Origin of the sequence: Citrobacter sp. RHBSTW-00599 (assembly GCF_013784065.1) — a bacterium.
Classification (GTDB): Bacteria; Pseudomonadota; Gammaproteobacteria; order Enterobacterales; family Enterobacteriaceae; genus Citrobacter; species Citrobacter braakii.
Genome location: NZ_CP056717.1, coordinates 3,724,748 through 3,750,522 on the forward strand (window position 1 = coordinate 3,724,748; position 25,775 = coordinate 3,750,522).

Genomic DNA, 25,775 nt, shown 5'->3' on the forward strand with positions numbered 1-25,775 from the left:
AGAAAAAAGGCCAGCATCCTGCTGGCCCGGTAATTACCGAATCGAACTATAGAGGCTTACTGTCTTACAGAGGGTACAACGTTAAAAATTCAATACTTTTGCTTAATAATTGATCGCGATGAATCTGCGATGATCATCACCGCTCCCGCCAGCATTAATGTGTCTTTCAACACCAGACGCCCGGCTCCGGACAAGTACGGAAAACCGTGGTGCAAATCGCCCAGTGGCATCACCCATGCTTCCGGTGTGGTAATTAAAAATGATAACGTCACAATCGGAGTAGCAAATGCCAGTACGCCACCAATTAATCCCAACCAACGGCTAACAGGATTAGCCAGCACCAGCAATGCGATCAGCACTTCGACTACGCCCAGACCATTGGAGAACGTATAGGTGTTATTCGCCTTCTGCCATTCCCGCTCCTGCGGTTTAAACTCACCTTCGTGGGTTAAATGCTGCTTATATTCTTCTGGATGTTCATAAAAAAATGACATTACCGGACTATTGGCAACAAATGGCGTAATACTATCGGCTTCGTAAGGTACAAATTTCAATAAGCCAATCCAGATAAAAACAATGGCAATACTCAGGCGAATCAATGTTAATCCAATTCTATCGCCCTTGCTGAGTAAACGCAGATACTTTTCCATTCAGACTCTCCTCACTTGTACAAAATTGCGGTTGCGTGAGTGCTGCTATCAATGCGCATTGAGGTGATTTTCCAGGAAGTTGCCTTCTTTTCCTGCGCCAGCCTGGCGATTGCATGTTCAACAACAGAAGGTGCAGCGGCAATTGCCGACACGCTGACGCGGGCTACTTCGACTGGCTGCTGTGCCAGTGCAGAAAATGTCACCGGCGCGGTCAGTAAAGCAGTCAACAATAATGAAGTTTTAAGCATGTTCATTTCTATTTCCATTAACAAGTGATTTCACTCGTAATAGAATAAAACATTATTGCTTATCTTATTTCCTCCATAACACCAGAATAACTGTTCATGAGTATTTCTTTATATATGATAAAAAAAAGCCCCAGACAGGTGGGGCAATCATGCAAACTATATTATTATTTTATTAGAGAGAAGAGATCGTTCAGTGATTCGCTCATGCTCGGATGAGTAAATATTTGATCGCGCAATGTCGTGTAAGGTAAACCAGCATCCATAACGGTTTTAATGATATTAATCATCTCATGAGAATCCACGCACAGCAGCGATACGCCTAATATCTGTTTCGTTTCGCGATTTACCACCGCTTTAAGTACGCCACGCGTGTCATTCATCACCCGTGCACGCGGGATAGCCGCGACAGGCAGGGTGACAACCTGGACCGCCGCGCCGCTGGCGCGAGCTTGTTCTTCTGTCATCCCCACGCGGGAAAGCGGCGGCGTCATAAAAACAGAATACGGTACGTTTTGGCGATCGCCGGTGTTACGTAATCCCTCGCCTGACAGGTTGTCGCGCACAATACGGAAGTCATCCAGCGAGATATAGGTAAATTGTACCCCCCCCGTCACATCGCCCATGGCCCAGATATTGTCTGCCGAAGTACGCAGATATTTATTCACCACAATGGCACCGCGCTCGTTGACATCCACACCCGCTTTCTGCAACTGCAGATTTTCAGTTGCCGGTTTGCGACCTGATGCCACCAGTAGCGCATCCACAGTCTGGACGCCTTCCGGCATTTGCACCTGCACCGCGCCGTCATGGGACGAAACCGCCTGCACCCTGGCATTGAGGATAATCTCAACCCCTTTGTCGCGTAAAATGTTGGCGATAGCGTCGGCAATATCCCGATCTTCGCGGGCTAAAAACAGTGGCGCGGCTTCATAAATGGTGACCTTACTGCCAAAGTTGGCAAACATTGATGCGAATTCAACACCAATATAACCGCCGCCCAAAATCCCCAAACGTTCCGTACGTTGCATCAAATTTAACAACCCGGTGCTGTCAAACACGCCCGGTGTAGTCATTAACCCTGCCACGTTTGGCATCGTTGCCTGTGCGCCGGTATTAATAAAGATCTTTTCGCCGCTTAGTTCAATCGCGCCTGTTGGCTGCACGACCCGCACCGTATGGTTATCAATGAATTCAGCACGACCTTCAATCACATCTACATTTTCCAGATCGGCAAGATTATGGAAGTTTTTATCACGCAGAAAGCTGACAACGGAGGCCTTGCGCTGCATCGCCGCAGCAAAGTCATGCTGAAGTTCAGCATCGTGTACCAGGGTTTTGGTGGGAATGCAGCCGATATTGATACATGTCCCGCCATACATGGTGTTTGACTGTTCAATAATCGCCACTCGCCAGCCCGTTTTCGCCAGGGTAGCCGCCAGCGTTTTACCCGCTTTGCCAAATCCGATAATAATCGCCTGATACTGATTCATGCTGTCTCTCCACCATGTCACTGTTCGTTTGTTGAACTGAAGTATAGGTTTAACGATGCATGAACAATGTATCCATATCGCGCAAATTACTGTCAAATCGTCTAAACAACTACTATCTCTCTTCCACTCAATCCATCGAGACAATAAACTAAGACCATAAATTTATTTAATAAATAATGAGTAACAGCGTTACTTTATCTCGACAAGCATCAACAAGAACTGCTCAGGAGTCTTTATGGATGCACTTAGCCGATTACTTATGCTTAACGACCCGCAGGGCTCGATTGATCAAAACTGCCTGCTGAGCAGGGACTGGCAACTGCCGCACGCGGCGGGCGAGCTGTCCGTTATCCGCTGGCATACGGTAACCCAGGGATTTGCTCAACTGGATATGCCAGACGGAACATCTTCTACGTTACGCCCAGGAACAATAGTCATTCTGCCTCAAAACTCCGCGCATCGGCTGTGCCAGACAGGGGAAGAACAAACGCATATTGTCTGCGGAAGCCTGCGATTGCAGGCTTCTTCACGCTATTTTTTAACCGCCCTTCCGGAAGTATTAATACTGGCACCAGAAGATAACAGTCCCATTAGCCACTGGCTGAAGGCCATGATTGCGCTGATGCAGCAGGAATACATCAACGATCTGCCTGGCTCCAACATCGTTTGCAGCCAGCAATGCGCTACGCTGTTCGCGTTAGCCGTTCGCGAGTGGCTAGCCCAGCCGACACCCGCTAAAAATGTGCTGAATTTACTGCTGCACCCAAGGCTGGGTGCCGTTGTCTTCATGATGCTGGAGTCACCGGCTTTTCCCTGGACTGTCGAAGAACTGGCAAAGCGTGCCCATATGTCGCGGGCCAGCTTTGCGCAGCTATTCCGTGAAGTATCAAACTCCACGCCGCTGGCGGTGTTAACCGAGCTACGCCTGCAATTCGCCGCCCAGATGCTGTCACGCGGATCGCAGCCGTTGATCGTTATTGCCGAGTCGGTGGGTTACGCCAGCGAATCATCGTTTCACAAAGTCTTTTTACGGGGATTTGGCTGCACGCCGGGCGAGTACCGAAAACGCGTGAAAGCGCTGGCGGCATAACGCACCGCCTGCTTCGGCAACAAAACCGACGCAGGCGAGCGCTTCAAGGCACTACTTTTGGCTGCGATGCCTGTGCAGCCACATCAGCTTATAAGCTGCCGGAATAATAAACAGCGACAGCAATGGCGCGGTAATCATGCCGCCAATCATTGGCGCGGCAATGCGGCTCATCACTTCTGAGCCCGCCCCTGTCCCCCACAAGATTGGCAACAGGCCCGCGATAATCACCGCCACGGTCATCGCTTTCGGACGCACACGCAGCACCGCGCCGTGATACAACGCTTCATCCAGCTTATCCGCCGTAAAGGTTTGCGGATTTTCCAGCGCAGGCTCGGCTTCAATAGCATGGCGCAAGTACATCAGCATCACTACGCCAAACTCCGCGGCAACACCGGCCAGGGCGATAAACCCGGTTCCGGTCGCAACCGACATATGGAACCCCATCCAGTAGAGAAACCAGATCCCCCCTACCAGCGCAAAGGGCACGCTGGTAATAATCAGCAGCGCTTCACCAAAGCGACGGAAAGCCAGATAAAGCAGGACGAAGATAATCATCAGCGTCATCGGCACCATCAGTTTGAGCTTATGGCTGGCGCGTTCAAGCAGCTCGAACTGCCCGGAAAACGCCACGCTGGTCCCCGGCTTTAACTGTACGTTTTCAGCGATCGCTTTTTTCAGATCGTTCACCACCGAAACCATGTCACGGTCGCGGGCGTCGATATAAATCCAGCTGGTGGGTCGCGCATCTTCGGTTTTCAACATCGACGGACCAGAAACCACTGTCACATCTGCAACATCAGCCAGCGTGATTTGCTGCTTCATGGGCGTCAGAATGGGCAGATTACGCAGCGCTTCCGGGCTATCACGATAGCTCTGCGCATAGCGAAGGTTAATCGGATAACGTGCAATCCCTTCCACCGTTTCGCCCACCATCGCGCCTCCGACCGCGGAGGTGACAAACAACTGTACCGCGCCGACGGTCATACCGTAGCGGGCTGCTTTCTCCCGATTAATGTCCACATTAATATAGCGCCCGCCCACCAGCCGCTCAGCCAGCGCCGAAGCGACGCCCGGCACGGTTCTGGCTACCTCTTCGATTTGTTCCGCCGTGGCGTCGATATCAGCCAGAACGTTACCTGACACCTTTATCCCAATCGGGCTTTTGATGCCGGTAGAAAGCATGTCGATACGGTTACGAATAGGCGGAACCCACAGGTTCGCCAGCCCTGGCAAGCGCACGGTTTTGTCGAGTTCGGCGATGATTTTGTCCATCGTCATCCCCGGACGCCACTGATCCTGCGGCTTCAATTGGATCGTTGTTTCGACCATTTCCAGCGGCGCGGAATCCGTTGCGGTTTCCGCCTTACCGGTTTTACCAAACACACGCGCCACTTCCGGAACGGTCATGATCAGCTTGTCGGTTTTTTGCAGCATATCCGCCGCCTGCGCCGCCGAAATCCCCGGTAGGGTTGACGGCATATACAGTAGATCGCCTTCGTTAATCTGCGGCAGGAATTCACCACCGACTTTATTCAGCGGGTAGATAACCGTCAGTATTGAAAGCACCGCCACCAGCAGGGTGGTTTTAGGCCAATGCAGCACCTTCAACAACAGCGGATGATAAATACGGATCAGGAAACGGTTAAGCGGGTTACTGCTTTCCGCCGGAATTTTGCCACGGATCCAGAATCCCATCAGGATCGGAATGACGACAATAGCCAGAAACGCCGCGCCTGCCATGGCATACGTTTTGGTGAACGCCAGCGGGCCGAACAGTCGCCCCTCTTGCCCCTCGAGCGTGAAAATAGGGATAAACGACAGGGTGATAATCAGCAAGCTGATGAACAATGCCGGACCGACCTCTACCGAGGCATCGGTAATAACCTTCCAGCGCGTTGCGTTATCCAGTTTTTCATCCGGATGCTGATGTCCCCACTCTTCGAGCCGCTTATGGGCGTTTTCAATCATCACGATCGCGGCATCGACCATCGCCCCGACGGCAATGGCAATGCCCCCAAGCGACATGATATTGGCGTTCAGCCCCTGGAAATGCATCACGATAAACGCGATACACAGTCCCAGCGGCAGGGAAATAATCGCTACCAGCGCCGAACGCAGATGCCACAGGAACAGCGCACACACCAGCGCAACAACGATAAACTCTTCCAGCAGCTTATAGCTCAGGTTATCAATAGCGCGATCGATGAGCTGACTGCGATCGTATGTTGTAACTACCTCAACGCCTTCCGGCAGGCTGCTTTTCAGCGTGTCGAGTTTGGCTTTAACGGCGGAGATCACTTCACGCGCATTTTTACCGGAACGCAGAATTACCACCCCGCCCGCCACTTCGCCTTCACCATTCAGTTCGGCGATCCCACGGCGCATTTCCGGCCCAATTTGCACACGCGCGACATCGCGCAGGTAAACAGGTACACCGTCGGCCCCTGTTTTCAGGACGATATTATTGAAGTCATCAAGCGTTTGTAGATACCCACTGGCACGGACCATATATTCCGCTTCAGCCATCTCAACAGACGAGCCGCCCGCCTCCTGATTCGACGTATCCAGTGCAGATTTCACCTCCGCCAGGCTGATGCCATATTGCGTCAGCTTCATCGGGTCGATAACAACCTGGTACTGTTTAACCACGCCGCCTACCGAGGCCACCTCTGCCACGTTCGGAATCGTTTTTAACTCATACTTTAAAAACCAGTCCTGAAGAGTACGTAACTCTGCCAGATCGTGTTTACCGCTGCGATCGACCAGCGCATATTCAAAGATCCAGCCGACGCCCGTGGCGTCCGGTCCCATCTCCGCGCTGACCCCTGCCGGTAATTTTCCCTGAACCTGGTTGAGATACTCCAGTACGCGCGAGCGCGCCCAGTAAGGATCGGTGCCATCTTCGAAAATGACGTACACATAGGAATCACCAAACTGCGAGAAACCACGCACGGTCTTCGCGCCCGGTACCGACAGCATGGTGGTGGTCAGCGGGTAAGTCACCTGATTTTCAACGATTTGCGGTGCCTGCCCTGGATAGCTGGTTTTGACGATCACCTGAACATCAGAGAGATCGGGCAACGCATCAACCGGGGTATTAATGATGGTCCAGGTTCCCCAGATACTGAGAAACAGCGCCCCCATCATCACCAGAAAACGGTTTGCCACCGAACGGCGGATAATCCATTCAATCATTTATCATGTCCTCAGTGTGAATGGGTCGCCTGGGCTGGCTTTGCGGATGCGTCTTGCGCACCACTGTTCTGCGCGCGCATACGATCCAGTGCGCCAGAGATATTCGCCTCGGAATCAATCAGGAACAGACCACTGGACACCACTTTTTCACCTTCAGTCAGGCCTGAGCGGATAGCCGTCAGCCCTTGAGATTCATGGAATACCGCAACCTGCTTCGGTACAAATCGACCTTCGTTATCGACGGTGATCACCCGTTGCTCGGTGCCTGTATCAATCAACGCCTTTGAGGGGATCAGCAGCATCGGTTCACTTTGCGTTTTCAGTTGCAGGTAAGCATTCATCCCCGGCTTGAGCGCCTCATCAGGGTTATTGACCTGCAAACGGATCTGCAGCGTACGCGTGGTGGCATCGACACTAGGTAAGATATTCCACTTGCTAATGGTGAAAGGCTTATCCGGCCAGGCGGGCACGGTGATGGTAAATTGCGAGGCGTCTTTGATCAGCCAGGCGATAGATTCCGGGACCGACGCGCTGACCCATACCGGGTCCATCCCCTGAATTTTCGCAACCACATTGTCTTTGGAAATGTTCATGCCGGTACGCAAATCGAATGCGGTAATCACCCCATCAATAGGGGCTTTCAGGGTAAAGCGGGTCTGAATTTTACGCGTCGATTTTAAGCGCTGAATATCCGCTTCCGGCATACCGGCCAGACGTAATCTCTCCAGAATCCCTTCCACCTGCGTCGCACTGCCGCCGGTCTCCCGCAGTAACAAATATTCGCTCTGCGCCTCAACCCAGTCGGGAATCGTCAGATCGATAAGCGGCGCACCTTGCTTAATTTTGTCGCCCACGGTTAGCGGGTAAACCTTCTCGATAAAGCCTGCTGAGCGAGCCTGGACAATAACAAACTGGTATTCGTTATAGCTAACGTTAGCCGGGAAAGTTTGCGCATAGTGCAGCGGGCCACGGCGCACAGGTTCTGTTTTCAGACCCAAATTTTGGGTCTGAGTGGGATCGATACGCACGCCAGGCGCTGACGCGCTCGCGGTCTCTTCATCGGCATATTTGGGGATCAGATCCATATCCATAAACGGTGATTTACCCGGCTTATCAAAGCGCGTGTTCGGGTACATGGGGTCATACCAGAACAACACTTTTCTGGCTTCTTTTTGCGAAGCCTGCCCGGTTTCAGCCGTTACGTTTGCTGATGAATAATAAGTATAAATACCGACAGAAATAACCCCACCGGCAATCATGCCAGCGAGAATAAGCGCGGTATTTTTAATATTTAAAGACGCCATAGTGATTTCCATTGCGCGATAGTCTCACCCGAATTTCGAAGAATCCGGGCAAGAATAAAAGAGACCAGCGAGAACGTTATTTACTGATGTGAATATCGCGTAACACAGAGATATTTCCCTGCTGAACAAACGTAAACGCAACCTTATCGCCGGGTTTAATATCGTCAGCCTTGGTGTCGGCAACCCGCGTAAAACGCATCGTCATGGCAGGCCAGTTCACCGCGGCAATGGGATCATGCTTGATCGTGATTTTTTTACTTTCTTTATCAATAGCTTCAATCACCCCGGTGGCGCTAATGACGTCTTCCTGTTGGGCCGCTGGCTGCATGTTCATCATCTCGCCATGCTGATGCTCATTGGCCTGAGCGTTAAACATGACCACAGAGAAAAAGCTAAACAACACGGCTTTGGCGGTAGTATTCATACTTGATGCTCCTGAAAAGTTAATATTAAGGATTACTCCACCCAACCGCCGCCTAAGGCAGCAAACAGCTTAATTTCATTAACCTGTTGGGCGTAATTAAGATCGAGCAGCGATTGCTGCGTAGCGAATAAAGAACGTTCGGCGTCCAGTACTTCGATGTAGCTAACCGCACCATTTTGATAAAGCGCTCTGGCGCGTTGTAAGGTGATTTGCAATGACGTCAGGTAGCGCTGCTGACCGCTAATTTGATCGGCAATGCTTTGGCGCAACACCAGCGCATCCGCCACCTCTTTAAACGCGTTCTGAATTTTTTGTTCGTAATTCACCACCGACTGCTGTTGGCGAATTTCAGCGAGGTCGAGATTGGACTGATTACGTCCGGCGTTAAAAATGGGAATATCTATTTTGGGGACAAAATTCCACATGCCGCTGGTCGCATTAAATAAGCTGGAAAGATCGCTGCTGCTGCTGGAAACCGAACTGGTCAAGGTAATCGACGGGAAAAACGCTGCTCGTGCGGCGCCGATATTGGCATTCGCCGCCATTAATCCGTGTTCAGCTTCCAAAATATCCGGGCGCTGCAACAGGATTTGCGACGAGAGCGATGGCGGCAGCGTTACTGGTTTAATATCCCCGCTGCTGCGCATCTGGTCGTTGGGTAATTTCCCGTACGTACCCAGCAACAGTTGCAGCGCGTTGTTGGCCTGCGCCAGTTCACCTTTACGCTTCGCGATTTCGCTGCGCGTGCTTTCAATCACGCCCCGCGCCTGTTCCAGCGCCAGTACGTTGGTGCTTCCGGTCAGCAACTGCTTCTCAACAAAAGCGTAAGAACGCTGATAGTTTTGCAGCGTTTCTTCGGCAATTTGCAGTTGTGCATAAGCCAGACGCTGATTGAAATAACTTTGCGATACGTTGGAGATTAATGAGATGTGCACCGCCCGACGCGCCTCTTCGCTGGCAAAGAAGTTCTGCCGCTCGGCTTCACTCATATTCTTTAGCCGACCAAAGAAGTCCAGATCGAAACTGAGATTGAGTCCAGCTTCGAATTCACGATCGGTGCTGCTATCGCCTTTTAATTTGCCGCTGTAAGTACCGCTGGAACCTGCCGTGATTTGCGGATAGCGGTCAGCATCCGTGACGCCATATTGCGCTCTCGCTTCCTGAACTTTTAGCACTGCCATACGTAAATCGCGGTTATTGACCAGCGCCTCGCCAATCAGCGCCTTTACCTGGGAGTCAACGAAGAAGCTCCGCCAGCCCGTGTCCTGATATCCCACCGGTGCAGAAACCAGGGCGTTCTGGCTTAAGGAGAATTGCTGCGGCACAGGCAATGTCGGACGCTGATAGTCCGGCGCCAATGAACAACCGGCGAGAACGAATACAGCGCTGAGGGTAAGAAGCTTAAATTTGCTCATAGTTCTTCTCGTCCTGACCGGACTGATGGCCCTAAAAAATGTAGGAATTTATAGTGTTGTACTTTAACGAAGTGACTCTGTTTAAGCGGTGACAGGAAAATGACAAAACTGTCATTTTCCCAATAACCGATTGCTATCCGATCCCGCTTCCCTAGAATTGAAAGTCCGCACAACCCGTGTGAGAAGGAGAATGCGATGAAGGTGTTGATAGTCGAAGATGAGAAAAAAACCGGTGAATACCTGACGAAAGGCCTGACGGAAGCGGGTTTTGTCGTGGATTTAGCGGATAACGGCCTGAACGGGTATCACCTGGCGATGACCGGCGATTACGACCTGCTCATACTCGACATCATGCTGCCGGATGTAAACGGCTGGGATATCGTACGGATGCTGCGTTCCGCTAACAAAGGGATGCCCATTCTTCTCCTCACCGCGCTGGGTACCATTGAACATCGGGTTAAGGGTCTGGAATTAGGCGCTGATGATTATCTGGTCAAACCGTTCGCCTTCGCCGAACTGCTGGCGCGGGTCAGAACGCTGCTGCGCCGGGGTGCGGCGGTGATTGTCGAAAGCCAGTTTCAGGTCGCGGATTTAATGGTCGATCTGGTCAGCAGAAAAGTCACCCGCAGCGGGACGCGTATTACCCTGACCAGCAAAGAGTTTACGCTGCTTGAGTTTTTCCTGCGTCATCAAGGGGAAGTTTTACCCCGCTCGCTGATCGCCTCCCAGGTTTGGGATATGAATTTTGACAGCGATACCAATGCCATCGACGTCGCCGTTAAGCGTCTGCGCGCCAAAATTGATAACGATTTTGAGCCGAAACTGATTCAGACCGTACGCGGCGTGGGATATATGCTTGAGGTTCCTGATGCCCAGTAAACGATGGCGGCGCCCTTTTTCGCTGGCGACACGACTGACCTTTTTTATCAGTCTGGCGACGATCGCTTCATTTTTCGCCTTTGCATGGATAATGATCCACTCCGTGAAGGTCCATTTCGCCGAGCAGGACATCAATGATTTACAAGAGATCAGCGCCACGCTGGAGCGGATTATTAACCAACCCAACGAGCCGGAATCACGCCGTCTGGAAACGCTAAAAAACGTGGTTGAGGGCTACTCGAACGTCATTATTTCTCTGGAAGACAGTAAGCAGAAAGCCATTTTTCATTCGCCAAATGCGCCGGATCTCCGGCAATTTATCGCCAGCGCAAGACCGGATAAAAATGCCCATGCCAGCGATGTTTTTATTATATCCGGCCCAACACTGCAAACGGCCAAACATATTCACGGACAAAAAACGTCGTCTAACTGGCGAATGATTCGCCTGCCGGTAGGAAAGCTGACTGATGGAAAAGCGGCGTATACGCTGTATCTGGCGTTATCGATCGATTTTCATCTGCACTATATTAACGACCTGAAAAACAAACTGATTATGACGGCATCGCTGATTAGCATGATGATTGTATTTATCGTGCTGTTCGCTGTGTATAAAGGCCATGAACCGATCCGTAATGTCAGTCGGCGCATCCAAAATATCACCTCAAAAGATCTTGATGTGCGCCTCGATCCGCAAGCGGTCCCTATTGAACTGGAACAACTGGTAAGTTCGTTTAATCACATGATCGAACGCATCGAGGATGTATTTAAACGTCAGTCGAACTTCTCGGCGGATATTGCCCATGAGATCCGCACGCCAATAACCAACCTGGTCACACAAACGGAAATTGCGCTCAGCCAAACCCGTAGCCAAAAAGAGCTGGAAGACGTGCTGTATTCCAATCTTGAAGAGTTTGGTCGTATGTCGAAAATGGTAAGCGACATGCTGTTTCTGGCGCAGGCAGACAACAATCAGCTTATCCCGGAAAAGACAGCGCTTAATCTGGCCGATGAGGTTGGTAAAGTGTTCGACTTTTTCGAAGCCTGGGCAGAAGAGCGCGAGGTTGGCTTACGTTTTGAAGGACGCGCATGCTGGGTTTCAGGCGATCCGTTAATGCTACGCCGGGCAATGAGTAATCTGCTTTCAAATGCCATGCGCTACACGCCAAAAGGCGAGTCGGTAACCGTGCGGGTGAAAGAGGCGGATGGCCTGGTCCAGATAGTCGTGGAAAATCCCGGCCCCCCCATTCCCCCACAGCATCTATCGCGGCTATTTGATCGGTTTTATCGGGTTGACCCTTCGCGACAGCGTAAAGGCGAAGGCAGCGGTATTGGCCTGGCGATTGTGAAATCGATTGTTATCGCCCATCAGGGGAAAGTCTCGGTGACATCCGATCAGCTTGCCACCCGTTTTATTCTGACGCTGCCCAAGCATGCGATGTAATTTATGGTAATGGCGTTGATACCTTAAACAATTCGAGTTGCAGGAAGGCGGCAAGAGAGGGAATCCCCAGTCACTTACTTAAGTAAATGACTGGGGTGAACGAGCGCAGCCAACGCATATGCAGCTTGAAGTATGAACGATATATATCATCACCGATTCTCTGACATAACCGTCATAGTCCTGTCACGCCGCTGACAGCCCTCACCAATTATAATTTCTTCCGTAAACCCAAACAGGAGAAATATGATGAATAAGATATCCTCTATTTTCGCTATCGCGTTTTTTATTTCAGCTGGCGTTAATGCGGCAGATACACCCAAAATGCATCAGCAGGCCGCAGCAGCCCATGAAATGATGAATAACAGCAGTGCCCCTGCACATCAACAAATGGCGCAAGAACACGTTGCGCAGACGAATAATTCAACGTCAACACTATCCCAGGCACGCCCTTTTTCACAAATGAATAAACATGAAAAAGCGATGGTCGTTCACCAGTCAGTGAATAACGGTCATTCATATGCCCATGAGGTTCAGGCCAGGCAGCACCGCGCACAGATCCCCTCGCAAGGGTAACGTTGCCCTGTGTTGAATAAAATGTCCATCAATACGCTATGTATGAATATTGCGGACAAAACGCGCCACGCAGGCCTGTACATTTACAAGCCTGCGTTCCTGCCGTTAATGTCAATATTAATATTTCTTTAAACACTTCATTAAAAAGTAAATATAATTAAGCGCTTTATCTCACTTGTATAAAACACGTAATTCACCTGCTTGTAATGTTGCATATTACAGCCCCCACGCTCTCACCATTAATATAAATTAGGATTCCCCCTGGTATGCGTCATTAATATTTAATGGGAGACTGCCGTCGTCGTAAACATGACATTCGAACAGTTCGTATTCCTATAAATAAACTTAATGATGATAGTGAGCAAAAAAATGAAAAAACGTCTGCTGACCCTCTTTGTCCTCGGCCTGACAACGGCCACAACAGCATGCGCAATTACCCCGGCAATGCAGAAAAAGTATGAACATTCAGGTTGTACACAAATGAGTGAACTCAATGGCTGCGATATCAATAAATCCTATCAGTGGAACCGCGATCATGGTTTTATTGAGAACGGCAACAGCCAGCAGAGCCGTCATCATCATCATGGTGAAGAGCAGCAAAATACCGCTGACCGGGATAACCACGATAATGCCGATATTTACGGCAAATTCAGCGGAAATTACGTAGCCAAATTTGCCAATGGTCAACGCAGCGTTGATATTCACGTCGAGGGTTCCAGCGTGTACGTCAATGGTAATGAAGTGCGTGACGTAAATACCTATCAGGATACGATGACCTTCCGTGTCGGCTATGCCACTTACACCATTAAAACGAATGGTCGCGGTAGCTGGAATGACAGCGATGCCGGGAATGATGGCAAAATTGTGCGCGAGTAACGGATACCGCCACAATGAAAAAACTGATTTCCACGTTGGTTATTATGGCTAGTCTGTCGGGTTGTGCCGAACATCCTTATCTTTCTGCAGCCGCTGCTGGTATTGGGGCCGCAGCAGTTGCCACGGCGATCGCTAATCACAAAAATCGTGAAGCCAACCGTGATAAAGAGCATGAACGCCAGGAGCGCGAGCAAAGGGAGAACCAGCATGCGTGGCGGCATCGTCACCATCACTCCGATGATGACGGCCATTACTATCACCGCTAAGTCAGCACAAAGAGCGCTGCGATCACAGCGCTCTCAACGGTCATGTATTACAGTATGCCGTTTTAATACTGGAGTCAGGCATGGCATTAACCCTCACGGTATTGCTTGAAAACAGGCGCGCTGCGAGCGCAGATAAATCATTACGGGCAAAGCCTGGATTAAGTCTGTTAGTTCAGGATGAAACCACCACCATACTATTTGATACCGGCCCGGACGACAGCTTCATACTTAACGCCGCGCAAATGGGCGTAGACCTGACGCAATTGACCGCCGTGGTTCTTTCGCACGGCCATTACGATCACTGTGGCGGCGTGCCGTGGCTGGCGGATAACAGTCGTATCATTTGCCATCCCCAAATAGCCTGCGAACGGTATGCCTCAATAACCCTGGCGGGAACGCCAAGAAAAATAAAAAAACTCTCGCGTGATAACGACTACTCTCGACTAATCATGGAATACACCCGTGAACCGTTGGCGATCAGCGATCGATTTTTGTGGTCCGGGGAAATTAGTGTCGCCACTCCACAGGCCTATGGCGTTATTAGCGAGAAAACACCTCAACCGGATTACATCAGCGACGAAGGCGTATTGATCTATAAATCTGATCGCGGGTTAGTCATCATTACCGGATGCGGGCATCGGGGAATAGAGAATATCGTACGCCATTGCCAAAACATCACCGGCGTTAACCAAATTTACGCCCTCGTCGGTGGGTTCCATTTACGCACTGCCTCCCCCGCTAAGCTATGGCGAACCCGACAATTTATTAAGCAACAACAACCAGAAAAACTACTCGGCTGTCATTGCACCGGTTCGTGGGGTCGATTGTGGCTACCGGGAACTGGCGCCCCGGCAACGGGAGATGTGATTGTGCTGGCAGAGTAACGGCGGTAAGACATTGCCATACCAGCAATAAAAAGCGGGAGCCTTACGGCCCCCGCTTTTCAACCATCATTACAGAGTGACGATTGCTGGCTCATCAAAGACGGTGAGTTTTGGCGCTTCGCCGGTGAATTTTTCTGCGTATACCAGGCTGGTATTCCCCGCGCAGCCATTCGCCAGCCTTGAGGTTGGGATATCCGCCGTCAGCACGTTCGCGCCGCCATTTTTGCAGATACCGTTCTCAATATCTGGCCATGCGCCTTCATGGATACAGATAATTCCCGGTTTGATACCGTCACTGATGTGTGCCCCCACCAGCACCTGTCCACGCGCATTCCATACGCGTACCAAATCGCCCTCGGCAATACCTCTGGCTTTCGCATCATCCGGGTGAATCGTTACCGGCTCACGATTGGCAATCGCGTACTCTTTGCGCAGCGAAGCGTAGTTCAACTGACTATGCAGACGATGTGCCGGGTGCGCCGTCAGTAGCTGCAGTTGATCTTTATCCGCAGTTCCTTTCCATTCATCGGGTTCAATCCATGACGCATGCGGCGGACAATCTTTGTATTGATAGCCTTCAATCGTTTTTGAGTAGATTTCTATCTTACCGCTCGGCGTTCCAAGCGCATTCATCACCGGATCGCTACGGAAATCCGCGTAGCGTACATATTTGTTATTCTTTTCATTCTCACGCATTTCGATCAGTTTGTTTTGCTGCCAAAACGCGTTGAACTGAGGCATGGCGATACGCTGGGCGCGGGCGGCTTTTTGTGCGGCATCATAGAACTGCTTCAGCCACGCCATTTCATCTTTGCCCTCGGTGTAGACCGCCTTACCGCCAGGCTTGAGCATCTCCGCCAGATCGGCAAATACGTCAAAATCACTGCGTGCTTCAAACTGCGGCTCAATGACCTGCTTCATCGGTACCAGATGTTGGTTACTGTAATCACCGGTCATGGTCAGATCGTTGCGCTCAAACGACGTGGTTATCGGCAGAACTATATCGGCATGTTTGGCCGCTGCGGTCCAGTAGCACTCAGAGATGACAACCAGTTCAGGCTTCTGCCAGGCTTTGATTAAACGGTTAGTATCCTGATGATGGGTAAAGTTAGCGCCGCCCGCCCACCAGATCATTTTGATATCCGGGAAGGTTTGCTCTTTACCGTTATGCTGATATTTGCCGCCTGGATTTTCCAGCGCTTCGACAATTCGCGCTACCGGCAGGCTGATCACCGCATCGGAAACCGCCCAGTCGTTACCCGCAGATGACCCACCCTCAATTTGGGCGGAGATGGCTGGCAATACTCCCCCGGTACGCGTTGGGTTACCGCCGTTGGAATAGTGATAAGAGAACCCGAAACCACCGCCTTCGGTACCAATTTGCCCCAGCATCGCCGCCAGAGTCACCAGCATCCAGTGTTTTTGCTCACCGTATTGCTGGCGCTGAATCCCCCAACCCGCCATGAGCATGGTTTGATTGCTGGAGAAAATTTCCGCCAGCTTCTCCAGTTGCTCAGCAGGCACGCCGCACACGCCGGAAGCCCACTCGGCGGTTTTCTCTATTTTGTCGCTCTTGCCGAGCAAATACTCTTCAAATTGCGGATATCCAGTGGTGTATTTTTCCAGGAAGGCTTTGTCATGGAGATTTTTCTTCACCAGCGTATGGGCGATCCCTAACATCATCGCCACATCGGTCCCCATATGTGGCGCAATCCAGGTTGCATTATCACCAAAGAACTCAATGGTTTCGGAACGCATCGGATCGATGGCGATGACGCTTTTCCCTGATTTCTTCAGCAGATTAAAGTATTCAATCCCCTGTTCATCCGTGCTGCTCCAGGCAATCTTGAGGGTATTGAGCGGGTTCATCCCCCACAGCACCACGACCTGACTGTGCTCAAGCACCATCGGCCAGGTGGTTTGCTGCTCATAGACTTCAACCGATCCCACAACGTAAGGCATGATCACCTGCGCGGCACCGGTTGAATAATCTCCGGTATGACCTGCGTAACCACCGGCCATGCTCATATAGCGTTGCAGTAAGGTTTGCGCTTTATGCAGAACGCCGCTGGAGCGCCAACCATAAGAACCAGCAAATATCGACGCTGGGCCATAGCTGCTACGGATCCGGCTATGCTGCTCATGTATCAGTTTCAGTGCCTGCTCCCAGCTAACCCGCACGAAAGGATCGCTTCCACGTTTACCATCCGCATTACCCGGGTTTTCCAGATAGCTTTTGCGCACCATCGGATATTTTACGCGGATATTGGTATGGACCTGATCCGGCGCGGTTTGCTGTAACGAGTTCGGCACCGTTTTAGGCAACGCGCCTTTTGAGGAAACCACTTTGCCATCTTTTACTTCCACGTATACCGCGCCCCAACGCGCTGCCGTCAGAATCGCTCCGCCATTTTGGCCTTCGGCCCAGGCCGGCATTGGGATCACCGAAGAAATCGCCATTGTCCCGGTTGCCGCGCCGGCCGTCTTAATAAAGTCACGTCTTGTGAGTTTCATGATTTCTCCTGATTTATCGCTTATTTGTTCATGTCTTTAGCGTTGTACTGGAAGTAACGGCTCAGGATATCCAGTTCGTTTTCACTGATATTGGTGCGAGCGCCCATCCCTTTTGCTACTGAAGGCCAGGCGTTGAGCGTGAAATGATTCGCCGGAATTGGCGCATGGCAGCCCGCGCAGTACACATTGTCGAGTTTGCGTGCGTAATCCCACATCGGTTCACGGCTGGCGAGAGCGGAACCGCTCCATTCACCCTGCAGCACGACATCTCGCCACACATTGCCGTAATCATCTTTTTTCCAGTCGGAGAGGATCTTCAGCGATTGCTGACCTTTTTCACTCAGGCTGGCAAGAATCAAACGCTGTCCTGCCGCGTAGTAAATGACCTGTTCATTTCCCTGCATCTGGCTACCGCGAATCTCGACCTGTCGCGTATTGTCCGTTGTTTTCAGAACCTGCATTTTTGTTGCCGGGTAAACGGTTCCCAAATCGCCCAGCGCGGTGTTGCTTACGGCATAAAGCTCTGTTGCCGAAGCAGGGGTGGAGGCGGACTGCGCTTCAAGCCCTTTGAGCGCGCTGTCATCCATTTTTATTTCAGGTGGGAAATGGGCGACGCCTTTGTGGCAATCAATACAGGTTTGCTTTTCCTCAATGCCCATTTTGTGCATTTTCTGGGCCTCCGCGCTTTGTGCGGCAAGATCCATCGCGTCCATGCTGTGACAGCTACGGCAGGTCGCAGAATCGCTCGCTTTTAGCTGCGCCCAGACGGTTTGCGCCATCTCCAGACGGTGTTCTTCAAATTTTTCTGGGGTATCGATTTTTTTGGTTATGAACTGATGATAAACATCTTTTGAGGCCCGCAGTTTAGCCACCAGATAATCCAGGCCGCCCTGGGGGATATGACAATCAGCACACTCTGCACGAATACCTTTCTGATTCTGAAAGTGAACCGAACCGGTATATTCCTCATACGGTGCTTGCATCGTATGGCACGATAAACAGAATTCCGTGCTTGAGGTTTTGTGCAACGTCCATTGCCCTGCCAAAACGATAACAGCACCAAGAACAATGCACAGCAGCATCGTCCCGAGGATGGTTTTATTTATTTTTCTCATCTTTTATTCCCACAAGACGAATACCCTTTAATAGGTAGACAATAATTACCCTAACGCGGCTACTTATTGATATTCATCAAACGCAGAGGGAAATGAGAATCAGCATGTGGGTAAGTTTGAAGGCGCTCGCATAATTAACACGAACGAAATTAAATATAAAATACCTTTTTAAATTCAGAGAATTAAACCAAATCCAAGGTTTAATTAACCATTAATCATGAAAACGTCAGAATAAAAGTTTGATGAGTGCTGAATGGCATTAAAATTATGCCCTTGGCAATAGTCGCTATATAATAAAATATACAATGAAAAAACATAAAAACGAACCCTTTTCTATTACGTGATAACACGTATTAATGAAGATACCCCTCTTGTGGTTGTGCTCAGATATACATTCACGACAAGAGTTGTGACACACACCTATCATTGACGCGCATTTATGCATGCAACCTTGATCTGGTCACTTATTATACAGATTCGATTTTCGCTACACTCTGGGTAGAGGTAAACAAACAGGAGGTAGTGAATATGTATCGCTCAATTCTGGTGCCCATTGATATCTCTGAAACCGATTTAACCCGCCATGTTGTTCCACAGGTCCAGGCGCATGCAAAAACCGCTAAGGTCCACTTTTTAGCCGTTATTCCTACCGTTCCGTTCTATGCCTCGCTGGGGCTGGCTTACTCAACAGAATTCCCGGACAGAAGCGGTCTGCAGGCCAAGGCCAGCGAAAAACTCGAAGAGATTATTAAGCAGTTCAATATTCCTGCAGGCAGGAGTCAGACTCACGTCGTTTACGGCCCGCCGAAGGATCAGATCCTCAAACTTGCGGAGGCGGTAGACGCTGAGCTTATCGTCATTGCCTCACATAAGCCTGGTTTTAGCACTTATCTGCTGGGTTCAACGGCGGCTGCCGTAGTACGCCATGCAAAATGTCCCGTGCTGGTTGTGCGGTGATAGGGTCAAAATGGGGGCGAATTTGCACTAACGTTTATAAGTTAAGCATTCTTGAGAACATGTGATGCTTGCTCAGGGTTCCGTTCACCTCAGTGGTAAACGTAGCAATATACCGGAGGCAACAGATTCATTGCCTCCGGATGTCCCACTCTCAGTTACTCATTACGCCCATTCATTTTCGTTAAAATGGCAAGCATTAGAGCGAATGTATTCCCGTTGTTCTGTGGCTTAGGCCATCACTCAGTTCTGAATATCCAGCCTGACCAGTGCCAGCAACAGCTGACTCAGCGCACCGTAGAAACCAAAGTCATCATAGCGGCGGCATTTGGCGGTGAATTCCGGTAACCAGCGTAACAGCCCCGCCAGCGTTTCTCTGCGCAGCGCATCAATACGCTGGCGGCTAAGCCCGGACTCTCCCAGAGAAAAATGCAGATGACTCAGCAGTTCGATAAAAATTGCCAGATGATCGGCTGACTCGCTAAACGTTTCGCTTACCTGCATGCCAGCATCGGCTAACAATCGTTTAATGACCCCGTAATTCGGCCCTCCTTCAAGATGGGCCGACGCATAGGGTAACGCCGCGTGTTTTTCCGACATCAGAAACAGGCTACAAAAATCAGCCGCCAGTTCGAGGGTTGCGTCCTCACGCACCTGAAGCGCAGCAATTTTCTCCTCCAGCTGAAGGACTTCCGCTTCAAGCGACGGTTCACCTTTTAGCACCGCGAACCACTCAGCCATTTCGCTGGACTGCAAAAGTGCCAGGCTGTCATCGTCCCGTTCCCGGGAAAACAACTGCGCCAGCCAGGCGTAAACGCAGGCCATCTGTTCTGTTGTCAGGGAAGAGTGTTTTATCATGACGATACCTTCTCCGCCGGAACATATTCGCACTGCGCCACCATTTTTATCGGGCCGCTAAACGCCGTCACGTTATCCACCTTGCCGGTATATTTCTCAATTTCCACCAGCGTAGTATGAGCGCTGGTCGCCTGCGCCAGTTGAGACGTGCCGATATCGATTGTTAATACGTTTGGATTGCCGTATTTACAGAGCGCCCCAGTTTCTCCGCCGTTATCAGGGTTGTACCAGGCACCTTCATGAATACGCGCCACGCCTGGCGAGTAGAGATCGGAGACAACCGCCCCGGCCAGTACTTGTCCACGTGCGTTAAACACACGGACAATATCACCGTTGCGAATCCCCCTGACGCTGGCATCCTGCGGGTTGATAAACACCGGCTCTTTACCACTTACCGCATAATGCTTACGCAGCGCTTCAGATTCACAAAGCTGCGAGTGCAAACGGAAATCAGGGTGAACAGATTGCAGATGCAGTGGCCAACGCTGCGACCCGGGTCCACCATGTGAGCGTTCGATTTTCTCAAACCACATCGGATGCCCCTGGCAGTCGTCATACTGCATACCGGCAATGGTTTTCGAGAAAATTTCGATCAAACCGCTCGGCGTGCCCAGCGGCTCAAGATCGGGGTCTTCGCGGAATGCCTGATGACGTACAAACATCTGCGGATGTTCGAACTCAACGTACTCTTGCTGATTCCAGAAAACGTCAAAAGCGGGGAGATGAACGCCGCGCCCTTTCCCCTGCTGGCTTCCTTCCTGCCAGATCCGTTTCAGCCAACCCATCTCATCCAGCCCTTCGGTAAAGGCTTCTTCACGATTAAAGCGGCGGCAGAGATCGCGGAAAATATCGAAATCATTACGTGCTTCAAATTGCGGCTGCACCAACTGTTTCATGGCGATAATGCCGCGGTTGGAGTGGTTGCCATACTGGTCAAGATCGTTACGCTCAAACTGGGTCGTCGCGGGCAATACGATGTCAGCGAATCGACAGGTCGAGGTCCACTGATTATCGATGGCGATAACGGTTTCCAGCTTACGCCAGCCCTCAATAATACGATTGATCTGCTGGTGACGATGGAAAGGGTTGGTCCCGGCAAAAACGCACATCTTCAACGGCGGCAACTTGACGGTTTTGCCGTTCCAGTTAATTTGTTTACCCGGCTCAAGAATCGCATCGATAAAACGCGCGATCGGGATGGTGCTGCTGTACCCCTTATAATCAGTGCTGTCATGCACAGGAGGTACGGTGGTGGAGCCAGAAAAACCGCTCAGGATAATCCCTTTGCGGCTTGGCGTGCCCGCGCCGTTATAGTGCCAGCCAAAGCCGAAGCCACCGCCGGGTAAGCCGATTTGTCCAAGCATTGAGGCCAGCACCACGATCATCCACGCCCACTGTTCCCCGTGCTGCATACGCTGGACGCACCAGCCGGCAATAATCTGCGTTCTTCCGCCCGCCATTTGCCGCGCCAGTTCACGAATCGTATCGGCATCAATCCCGCATATTTTTTCCGCCCACTGGGCATCTTTAGGCTGTCCGTCACTTTCCCCCAGCAGATAAGGCAGAAACTGCTCAAACCCTACGCAGTAGTTATCGAGAAAATGCTTATCGTAGAGCTTCTCGGTATAAAGTGTGTGCGCCAGCGCCAGCTGTAGCGGCACATCGGCCTGCGGATTCACGGCGACGTGTTTAACCTTGTCGCGGCCCAGGTAGTCGTGCGTCGAGGTGATGACCGGATCAACACTGATAACCGAGATCTCGCCGCGCGCCACTTTTTCTTTCAGTTGTTCGTAGTATTCATAAACATCATGATCCGGGCACCACCAGTTCGCCTGCTGGTTTTTAATCAGGTCGGAACCCCACAGCACAATCGTTTTGCTGTTTTTCAGCACCAGCGGCCATGAGGTTTGCTGTTCATATACCTCCATTGACCCGACCACGCGCGGCAGAATCACCTGGGCTGCACCAGTGGAATAGTCGCCCCCGGTACTTACGCTGTTGCCGTGCAGCGCAATGGCGCGCGCCAGCATCCCCGAGGCGTTATGGAACATGCCGGTTGATTGCCAACCGCTGGCCGTCAGCAGCGCGCTCGGGCCATAGGTCTTCTGAATTCGCTCCAGCTCCTGATAGAAGAAGTCCAGCGCTTCATCCCACGAAACGCGCACAAAGCGGTTATCTCCCCGCTGCGTGGTATCGCTCTGATGGCGTTTACGCAACCAGTCGACGCGGACCATTGGATAGCGAATACGCGCCCCGCCATGCACGTGATCCGGCAGGCCGGCGATCATTTTTGACGGGTACTTATCACGCTCAAACGGTTTGGCTTCAATAAAACGCCCATCAACCACGGTGGCGCGGATTGCCCCCCAGTGAGATCCGGTCAGGATCCCCTCTTTGACGCCAGTTCCCTGCACCTCTGCGGCGTTGGCGCTGCGCGGTGTGAGCAGCGAAGGTCCTAACATACCAGCGACGGTCAAGCCGCCCAACTGCAGTAGAAAACGACGGCGAGATGCCTGAAAGAGATCGTTATTTTTCATTGCTTTCTCCCTTATCGCCATGCGGCTTGTCCGTGGTGTCAGAGGCATTCATCTGCAGATATTTCAGTAAGGTACGTTCTTCACGTTTATCCAGACTGGTAAATCCAATCATGCCGTTCAACGTGCCAATCCAGCCGTTGGCGTCAAAGTGTTCTTTCTCAGGTGCGCCGTGGCACTGGTTACAGGTTCCGTTATAGAGCGAGTCGGCATAAGCCCAGATTGGCTTAATGTCGTTAACCATATCGCCCTTCTGCATCCAGGCGGTGGCCTGCAGCTTGCTCCACTGCGTGTTCGTTTCCGCGACGGTCGTTTGCTCCAGGGTTTTCACGTGCTGCTGAATGTCGCCACGAATGGAGGCCACAAAAATGCGTTTACCTGGCAATTGCGCCAGCACGCGCTGACGCCCGTTACTCTCGGTCCAGCCCACAATTTCAATTTGCAGCCAGTCGCCGTCACGCTTTAACACTTTTACTTCAGAAGCAGGCAGCAGTGAGCCCGCAGGTTCTTTATCCCCTTTGGCGGCATAAATAGGTTTGATGTCCAGGGAATAGAGCGTCTCGCCATCGTCGTTTGCGTTGGCGCGTAACTGGTCAAACTGCTTGCGGAAACCGCTGCTCATATCGGGAAGCTGATGCGCAATACCTTTATGGCAGTCAATACAGGATTGATTGTCCTTGGCCGCAATCTTCATCTGACGCGCAGCTTCAGGGTGCTGTTTCGCGTGATCCATCGCATCATAGTTATGACAGGAACGACAGGTCGCGGAGTTATTCTCCTTCATTCGCGCCCATTCGCGCTCCGCCAGCTCGGCACGTTTGGCTTCGAATTTCTCAGGAGTATCAATAGAGTGGGCAACAAAGGTCTGGTAAATATCGTTGCTGGCCTCCAGCTTACGTTTCACCATGCCAGGGATATCGGATGGAATGTGGCAATCATGACACTCTGCGCGTACCCCGGAGGCATTCTGAAAATGCGCAGACTGTTTATATTCTTCATAAACCGGCTGCATGCTGTGGCAGCTCACGCAAAATTCGGTTGAACTGGTTAATTTAATGCCAACGTGCGGTAAGACGATCAGCGCGATACCGACCACCATCCCGATGACGACCAGCGCCAACACTGACCAACGTGCGCTCGGTCTGAGCAGCGCCCTCCATAGTTTCCGCATAATAGCCCCTGTAAATATATGGTTTAGTTACAGAGGATCTTATTTCGCAAATGTGAACGGCAACACTGGTCAGGATGAATGGCTTACGGCACAATGTGAACAGATATGAACAGAAAGAGACAACAACCAGGATGTCGCATCACATTGTCATTGTTGAGGATGAACCCGTTACCCAGGCACGATTACAGGCTTATTTTGAACAGGAAGGTTATCACGTCTCGGTCACAGCCAGCGGAGCCGGCCTGCGTGAAATCATGTCACAACACTCTGTCGATCTTATTCTGTTAGATATCAATCTCCCGGATGAAAATGGCTTAATGCTGACCCGCGCCCTGCGTGAACGCTCAACGGTGGGGATCATCCTGGTCACGGGTCGTAGTGACCAAATTGACCGTATCGTTGGCCTGGAAATGGGGGCTGATGATTATGTCACCAAGCCGCTAGAGCTACGTGAACTGGTGGTGAGAGTGAAAAATTTACTCTGGCGTATCGACCTTGCCCGCGAGGCGCGACCGGAGGCTAAAGACAACTGCTATCAGTTTGCCGGGTATTGTTTGAACGTCTCCCGTCATACTCTGGAACTGGGCGACGAGGCAATCAAACTCACCCGCGCCGAGTATGAAATGCTGGTCGCGTTTGTCACCAATCCGGGGGAAATTCTCAGTCGCGAACGTTTACTGCGCATGCTTTCGGCGCGACGGGTAGACAATCCGGACTTACGCACCGTGGACGTACTGATCCGCCGTTTACGCCACAAGCTGCGTGCTGATTTACTGGTAACGCAGCACGGGGAAGGCTATTTTTTAGCGGCCGACGTGTACTGATACAGATAAACAGGACGGAATCCGCCGGGTGACAACGAGCACTTTACATGCTGGCTGTCGGCATTTTTCGGGGTGAGCACCAGGATCGGTGGGCTGATATTTTCCGGCACCGGCTGCCCTTGTAATACTCTGATAGCCTGCTGAATCGCCAGTTCACCTTGCCAGACCATTTGATCGCTGGCAGCCATAATGATTCTTTCGCGTTTAAGCCCGCGATACACCTGATGCGACAGATAAAAAGAGACGACAGTTAACGGCGCGCCCTGATTGCGCTTCTCCCCCATTGCCGCTTCCGCAGCAATTGCCGTACCGGCCACCACGTCGGCATCCGGGTGACGCTCAAGCATCTCCTGCAGCAGGTTACGCTGTATTTCAATATCATTATCGCCCAACGCCACATCCACGATGCGCACCTGACTGCCGGCAATCGCCTGACGGAATCCGGCCACCATCTCACGACTGCCCCCGGCGTCATCAGGTCCTGGCAATAATAAGACCTTTAGCGGTTTGCCCGCGCTCCACTTAACCAAATAGCGGCCAGGCTGATAACCCATCTGGAACCACGGAACCCCAACCCGGGCTTTTACCGTTGCGTCATGGATAGCATTCACCACCTCAATAACCGGCAGCGTGCCAACCTGTGCCTGCAAATCCGGAAAAGTCGTCGTGCTGCTGCCCAACAAAATGGCATCCGCGCCCCATTGCTGGCATTGAGCGATTTGTGATTTTTGCGTGTCGAACTGGCGATACCCTCCCGCCTCGAGCACCTTCAGGCTTACGCCGTATTTTTTCGCCGCCTCCAGCATGCCGTAATTCACGGAAAGCCAGTAGGAATCCTTCAGGCTGGGATACAGCGCACACAGTTTCCAGACTTTGTTCGCAGTAACGTCCGTTAGCGGCTCCGGCACTGCCTGCTGGGTATCCTGCCAGCGCAGCAGTGCGGACCCGGTCGCGTGACCTAAGCCGGGAAAAAGTGTGATAAGCAGGAAAACCAATACGCGCATGATAGCCTCAACATTGATAAGGCTTTATCCTAGTTGCTTTCCTCTTTTGGACTCAACCTTTTTAAT

Annotated in this window: 22 protein-coding genes; 9 read left to right on the top strand and 13 right to left on the bottom strand. The window is 51.4% G+C overall.

The features are described from left to right. Positions 1 to 89: 89 nt before the first annotated feature. The 3 genes from rclC to rclA form a co-directional block, all read right to left on the bottom strand. Positions 90 to 650 (bottom strand): reactive chlorine resistance membrane protein RclC, encoded by a 561-nt coding sequence (gene rclC / locus HV243_RS18310; RefSeq protein WP_016152157.1) that lies wholly within the window; start codon positions 648 to 650, stop codon positions 90 to 92. A gap of 11 nt (positions 651 to 661) precedes the next feature. Beyond that, positions 662 to 898: a reactive chlorine resistance periplasmic protein RclB gene (rclB, locus tag HV243_RS18315; protein ID WP_029139445.1), complete on the bottom strand. Its 237-nt coding sequence runs from the start codon at positions 896 to 898 to the stop codon at positions 662 to 664. A gap of 164 nt (positions 899 to 1,062) precedes the next feature. Then, positions 1,063 to 2,388 (bottom strand): reactive chlorine resistance oxidoreductase RclA, encoded by a 1,326-nt coding sequence (rclA, locus tag HV243_RS18320; protein ID WP_181603861.1) that lies wholly within the window; start codon positions 2,386 to 2,388, stop codon positions 1,063 to 1,065. A 235-nt stretch (positions 2,389 to 2,623) separates the two neighbouring features. On the opposite strand from rclA, the gene rclR reads away from it, so the two are divergent. Then, positions 2,624 to 3,478: a reactive chlorine-specific transcriptional regulator RclR gene (gene rclR / locus HV243_RS18325; RefSeq protein ID WP_049282483.1), complete on the top strand. Its 855-nt coding sequence runs from the start codon at positions 2,624 to 2,626 to the stop codon at positions 3,476 to 3,478. A 51-nt stretch (positions 3,479 to 3,529) separates the two neighbouring features. Here rclR and HV243_RS18330 read toward each other — a convergent pair whose 3' ends face one another. From HV243_RS18330 to HV243_RS18345, 4 genes are all read right to left on the bottom strand, one after another. Then, entirely contained in the window at positions 3,530 to 6,673 is a 3,144-nt protein-coding gene (locus HV243_RS18330) for a CusA/CzcA family heavy metal efflux RND transporter (protein WP_016152153.1), read from the bottom strand. Between the two features lie 11 nt (positions 6,674 to 6,684). Next, the gene (locus tag HV243_RS18335) at positions 6,685 to 7,977 is read right to left on the bottom strand and encodes an efflux RND transporter periplasmic adaptor subunit (protein ID WP_047415066.1); all 1,293 of its coding nucleotides are present in this window, start codon (positions 7,975 to 7,977) and stop codon (positions 6,685 to 6,687) included. A gap of 76 nt (positions 7,978 to 8,053) precedes the next feature. Then, on the bottom strand, positions 8,054 to 8,401 hold the full coding sequence (cusF, locus tag HV243_RS18340; protein ID WP_047415064.1) for a cation efflux system protein CusF: 348 nt from the start codon (positions 8,399 to 8,401) through the stop codon (positions 8,054 to 8,056). A gap of 32 nt (positions 8,402 to 8,433) precedes the next feature. Next, positions 8,434 to 9,816 carry an efflux transporter outer membrane subunit gene (locus HV243_RS18345; protein ID WP_016155924.1) on the bottom strand — a complete coding sequence of 461 codons (1,383 nt, stop codon included), beginning with the start codon at positions 9,814 to 9,816 and terminating at the stop codon, positions 8,434 to 8,436. A 195-nt stretch (positions 9,817 to 10,011) separates the two neighbouring features. On the opposite strand from HV243_RS18345, the gene cusR reads away from it, so the two are divergent. The 6 genes from cusR (at position 10,012) to HV243_RS18375 (ending at position 14,735) form a co-directional block, all read left to right on the top strand. Further along, a complete protein-coding gene (cusR, locus tag HV243_RS18350; protein WP_016152149.1) occupies positions 10,012 to 10,695 on the top strand; it encodes a copper response regulator transcription factor CusR in 684 nt (227 codons plus the stop codon). Next, positions 10,685 to 12,136 (top strand): Cu(+)/Ag(+) sensor histidine kinase, encoded by a 1,452-nt coding sequence (locus HV243_RS18355; protein WP_016155923.1) that lies wholly within the window; start codon positions 10,685 to 10,687, stop codon positions 12,134 to 12,136. The genes cusR and HV243_RS18355 overlap by 11 nt, the downstream gene beginning before the upstream one ends. 246 nt (positions 12,137 to 12,382) lie before the next feature. After that, positions 12,383 to 12,709, top strand: coding sequence for a copper-binding protein (locus tag HV243_RS18360; protein WP_095715167.1), 327 nt, complete (start codon positions 12,383 to 12,385; stop codon positions 12,707 to 12,709). Between the two features lie 369 nt (positions 12,710 to 13,078). After that, positions 13,079 to 13,585, top strand: a complete 507-nt coding sequence (locus HV243_RS18365) for a hypothetical protein (RefSeq protein WP_053389938.1) — start codon at positions 13,079 to 13,081, stop codon at positions 13,583 to 13,585. A 14-nt stretch (positions 13,586 to 13,599) separates the two neighbouring features. Further along, positions 13,600 to 13,851, top strand: coding sequence for a membrane lipoprotein lipid attachment site-containing protein (locus tag HV243_RS18370; RefSeq protein WP_016155920.1), 252 nt, complete (start codon positions 13,600 to 13,602; stop codon positions 13,849 to 13,851). A gap of 80 nt (positions 13,852 to 13,931) precedes the next feature. Further along, a complete protein-coding gene (locus HV243_RS18375; RefSeq protein WP_053389932.1) occupies positions 13,932 to 14,735 on the top strand; it encodes an MBL fold metallo-hydrolase in 804 nt (267 codons plus the stop codon). A 69-nt stretch (positions 14,736 to 14,804) separates the two neighbouring features. Here the strand turns inward: HV243_RS18375 and HV243_RS18380 are convergent, their stop codons facing one another. Both HV243_RS18380 and HV243_RS18385 read right to left on the bottom strand, forming a co-directional pair. Next, positions 14,805 to 17,249, bottom strand: a complete 2,445-nt coding sequence (locus tag HV243_RS18380) for a trimethylamine-N-oxide reductase 2 (protein WP_047501839.1) — start codon at positions 17,247 to 17,249, stop codon at positions 14,805 to 14,807. A 20-nt stretch (positions 17,250 to 17,269) separates the two neighbouring features. After that, a complete protein-coding gene (locus tag HV243_RS18385; protein WP_016155916.1) occupies positions 17,270 to 18,364 on the bottom strand; it encodes a NapC/NirT family cytochrome c in 1,095 nt (364 codons plus the stop codon). A gap of 528 nt (positions 18,365 to 18,892) precedes the next feature. Here HV243_RS18385 and uspF point away from each other — a divergent pair. After that, the gene (gene uspF, locus HV243_RS18390) at positions 18,893 to 19,321 is read left to right on the top strand and encodes a universal stress protein UspF (protein ID WP_003021923.1); all 429 of its coding nucleotides are present in this window, start codon (positions 18,893 to 18,895) and stop codon (positions 19,319 to 19,321) included. 240 nt (positions 19,322 to 19,561) lie between these two features. Here uspF and torD read toward each other — a convergent pair whose 3' ends face one another. The 3 genes from torD to torC are packed head-to-tail and all read right to left on the bottom strand — an operon-like array spanning position 19,562 to position 23,881. Beyond that, entirely contained in the window at positions 19,562 to 20,176 is a 615-nt protein-coding gene (gene torD / locus HV243_RS18395; RefSeq protein WP_016152140.1) for a molecular chaperone TorD, read from the bottom strand. Continuing rightward, positions 20,173 to 22,713 carry a trimethylamine-N-oxide reductase TorA gene (gene torA / locus HV243_RS18400; protein ID WP_131351901.1) on the bottom strand — a complete coding sequence of 847 codons (2,541 nt, stop codon included), beginning with the start codon at positions 22,711 to 22,713 and terminating at the stop codon, positions 20,173 to 20,175. The genes torD and torA overlap by 4 nt, the downstream gene beginning before the upstream one ends. Then, positions 22,703 to 23,881 carry a pentaheme c-type cytochrome TorC gene (gene torC, locus HV243_RS18405; protein ID WP_053389935.1) on the bottom strand — a complete coding sequence of 393 codons (1,179 nt, stop codon included), beginning with the start codon at positions 23,879 to 23,881 and terminating at the stop codon, positions 22,703 to 22,705. The genes torA and torC overlap by 11 nt, the downstream gene beginning before the upstream one ends. Positions 23,882 to 24,012: 131 nt before the next feature. Here torC and torR point away from each other — a divergent pair, with 131 nt between their 5' ends. After that, entirely contained in the window at positions 24,013 to 24,705 is a 693-nt protein-coding gene (gene torR / locus HV243_RS18410; protein WP_016152137.1) for a two-component system response regulator TorR, read from the top strand. Here torR and torT read toward each other — a convergent pair. Continuing rightward, positions 24,678 to 25,709: a TMAO reductase system periplasmic protein TorT gene (torT, locus tag HV243_RS18415; RefSeq protein ID WP_047501845.1), complete on the bottom strand. Its 1,032-nt coding sequence runs from the start codon at positions 25,707 to 25,709 to the stop codon at positions 24,678 to 24,680. The two genes, torR and torT, sit on opposite strands and share 28 nt — an antisense overlap. Positions 25,710 to 25,775: the final 66 nt, after the last annotated feature.

Coding starts and splice junctions, on each gene's coding strand:
- rclC (WP_016152157.1), bottom strand. CDS start 650: ATGGAAAAGTATCTGCGTTTACTCAGCAAGGGCGATAGAATTGGATTA.
- rclB (WP_029139445.1), bottom strand. CDS start 898: ATGCTTAAAACTTCATTATTGTTGACTGCTTTACTGACCGCGCCGGTG.
- rclA (WP_181603861.1), bottom strand. CDS start 2,388: ATGAATCAGTATCAGGCGATTATTATCGGATTTGGCAAAGCGGGTAAA.
- rclR (WP_049282483.1), top strand. CDS start 2,624: ATGGATGCACTTAGCCGATTACTTATGCTTAACGACCCGCAGGGCTCG.
- HV243_RS18330 (WP_016152153.1), bottom strand. CDS start 6,673: ATGATTGAATGGATTATCCGCCGTTCGGTGGCAAACCGTTTTCTGGTG.
- HV243_RS18335 (WP_047415066.1), bottom strand. CDS start 7,977: ATGGCGTCTTTAAATATTAAAAATACCGCGCTTATTCTCGCTGGCATG.
- cusF (WP_047415064.1), bottom strand. CDS start 8,401: ATGAATACTACCGCCAAAGCCGTGTTGTTTAGCTTTTTCTCTGTGGTC.
- HV243_RS18345 (WP_016155924.1), bottom strand. CDS start 9,816: ATGAGCAAATTTAAGCTTCTTACCCTCAGCGCTGTATTCGTTCTCGCC.
- cusR (WP_016152149.1), top strand. CDS start 10,012: ATGAAGGTGTTGATAGTCGAAGATGAGAAAAAAACCGGTGAATACCTG.
- HV243_RS18355 (WP_016155923.1), top strand. CDS start 10,685: ATGCCCAGTAAACGATGGCGGCGCCCTTTTTCGCTGGCGACACGACTG.
- HV243_RS18360 (WP_095715167.1), top strand. CDS start 12,383: ATGAATAAGATATCCTCTATTTTCGCTATCGCGTTTTTTATTTCAGCT.
- HV243_RS18365 (WP_053389938.1), top strand. CDS start 13,079: ATGAAAAAACGTCTGCTGACCCTCTTTGTCCTCGGCCTGACAACGGCC.
- HV243_RS18370 (WP_016155920.1), top strand. CDS start 13,600: ATGAAAAAACTGATTTCCACGTTGGTTATTATGGCTAGTCTGTCGGGT.
- HV243_RS18375 (WP_053389932.1), top strand. CDS start 13,932: ATGGCATTAACCCTCACGGTATTGCTTGAAAACAGGCGCGCTGCGAGC.
- HV243_RS18380 (WP_047501839.1), bottom strand. CDS start 17,249: ATGAAACTCACAAGACGTGACTTTATTAAGACGGCCGGCGCGGCAACC.
- HV243_RS18385 (WP_016155916.1), bottom strand. CDS start 18,364: ATGAGAAAAATAAATAAAACCATCCTCGGGACGATGCTGCTGTGCATT.
- uspF (WP_003021923.1), top strand. CDS start 18,893: ATGTATCGCTCAATTCTGGTGCCCATTGATATCTCTGAAACCGATTTA.
- torD (WP_016152140.1), bottom strand. CDS start 20,176: ATGATAAAACACTCTTCCCTGACAACAGAACAGATGGCCTGCGTTTAC.
- torA (WP_131351901.1), bottom strand. CDS start 22,713: ATGAAAAATAACGATCTCTTTCAGGCATCTCGCCGTCGTTTTCTACTG.
- torC (WP_053389935.1), bottom strand. CDS start 23,881: ATGCGGAAACTATGGAGGGCGCTGCTCAGACCGAGCGCACGTTGGTCA.
- torR (WP_016152137.1), top strand. CDS start 24,013: ATGTCGCATCACATTGTCATTGTTGAGGATGAACCCGTTACCCAGGCA.
- torT (WP_047501845.1), bottom strand. CDS start 25,709: ATGCGCGTATTGGTTTTCCTGCTTATCACACTTTTTCCCGGCTTAGGT.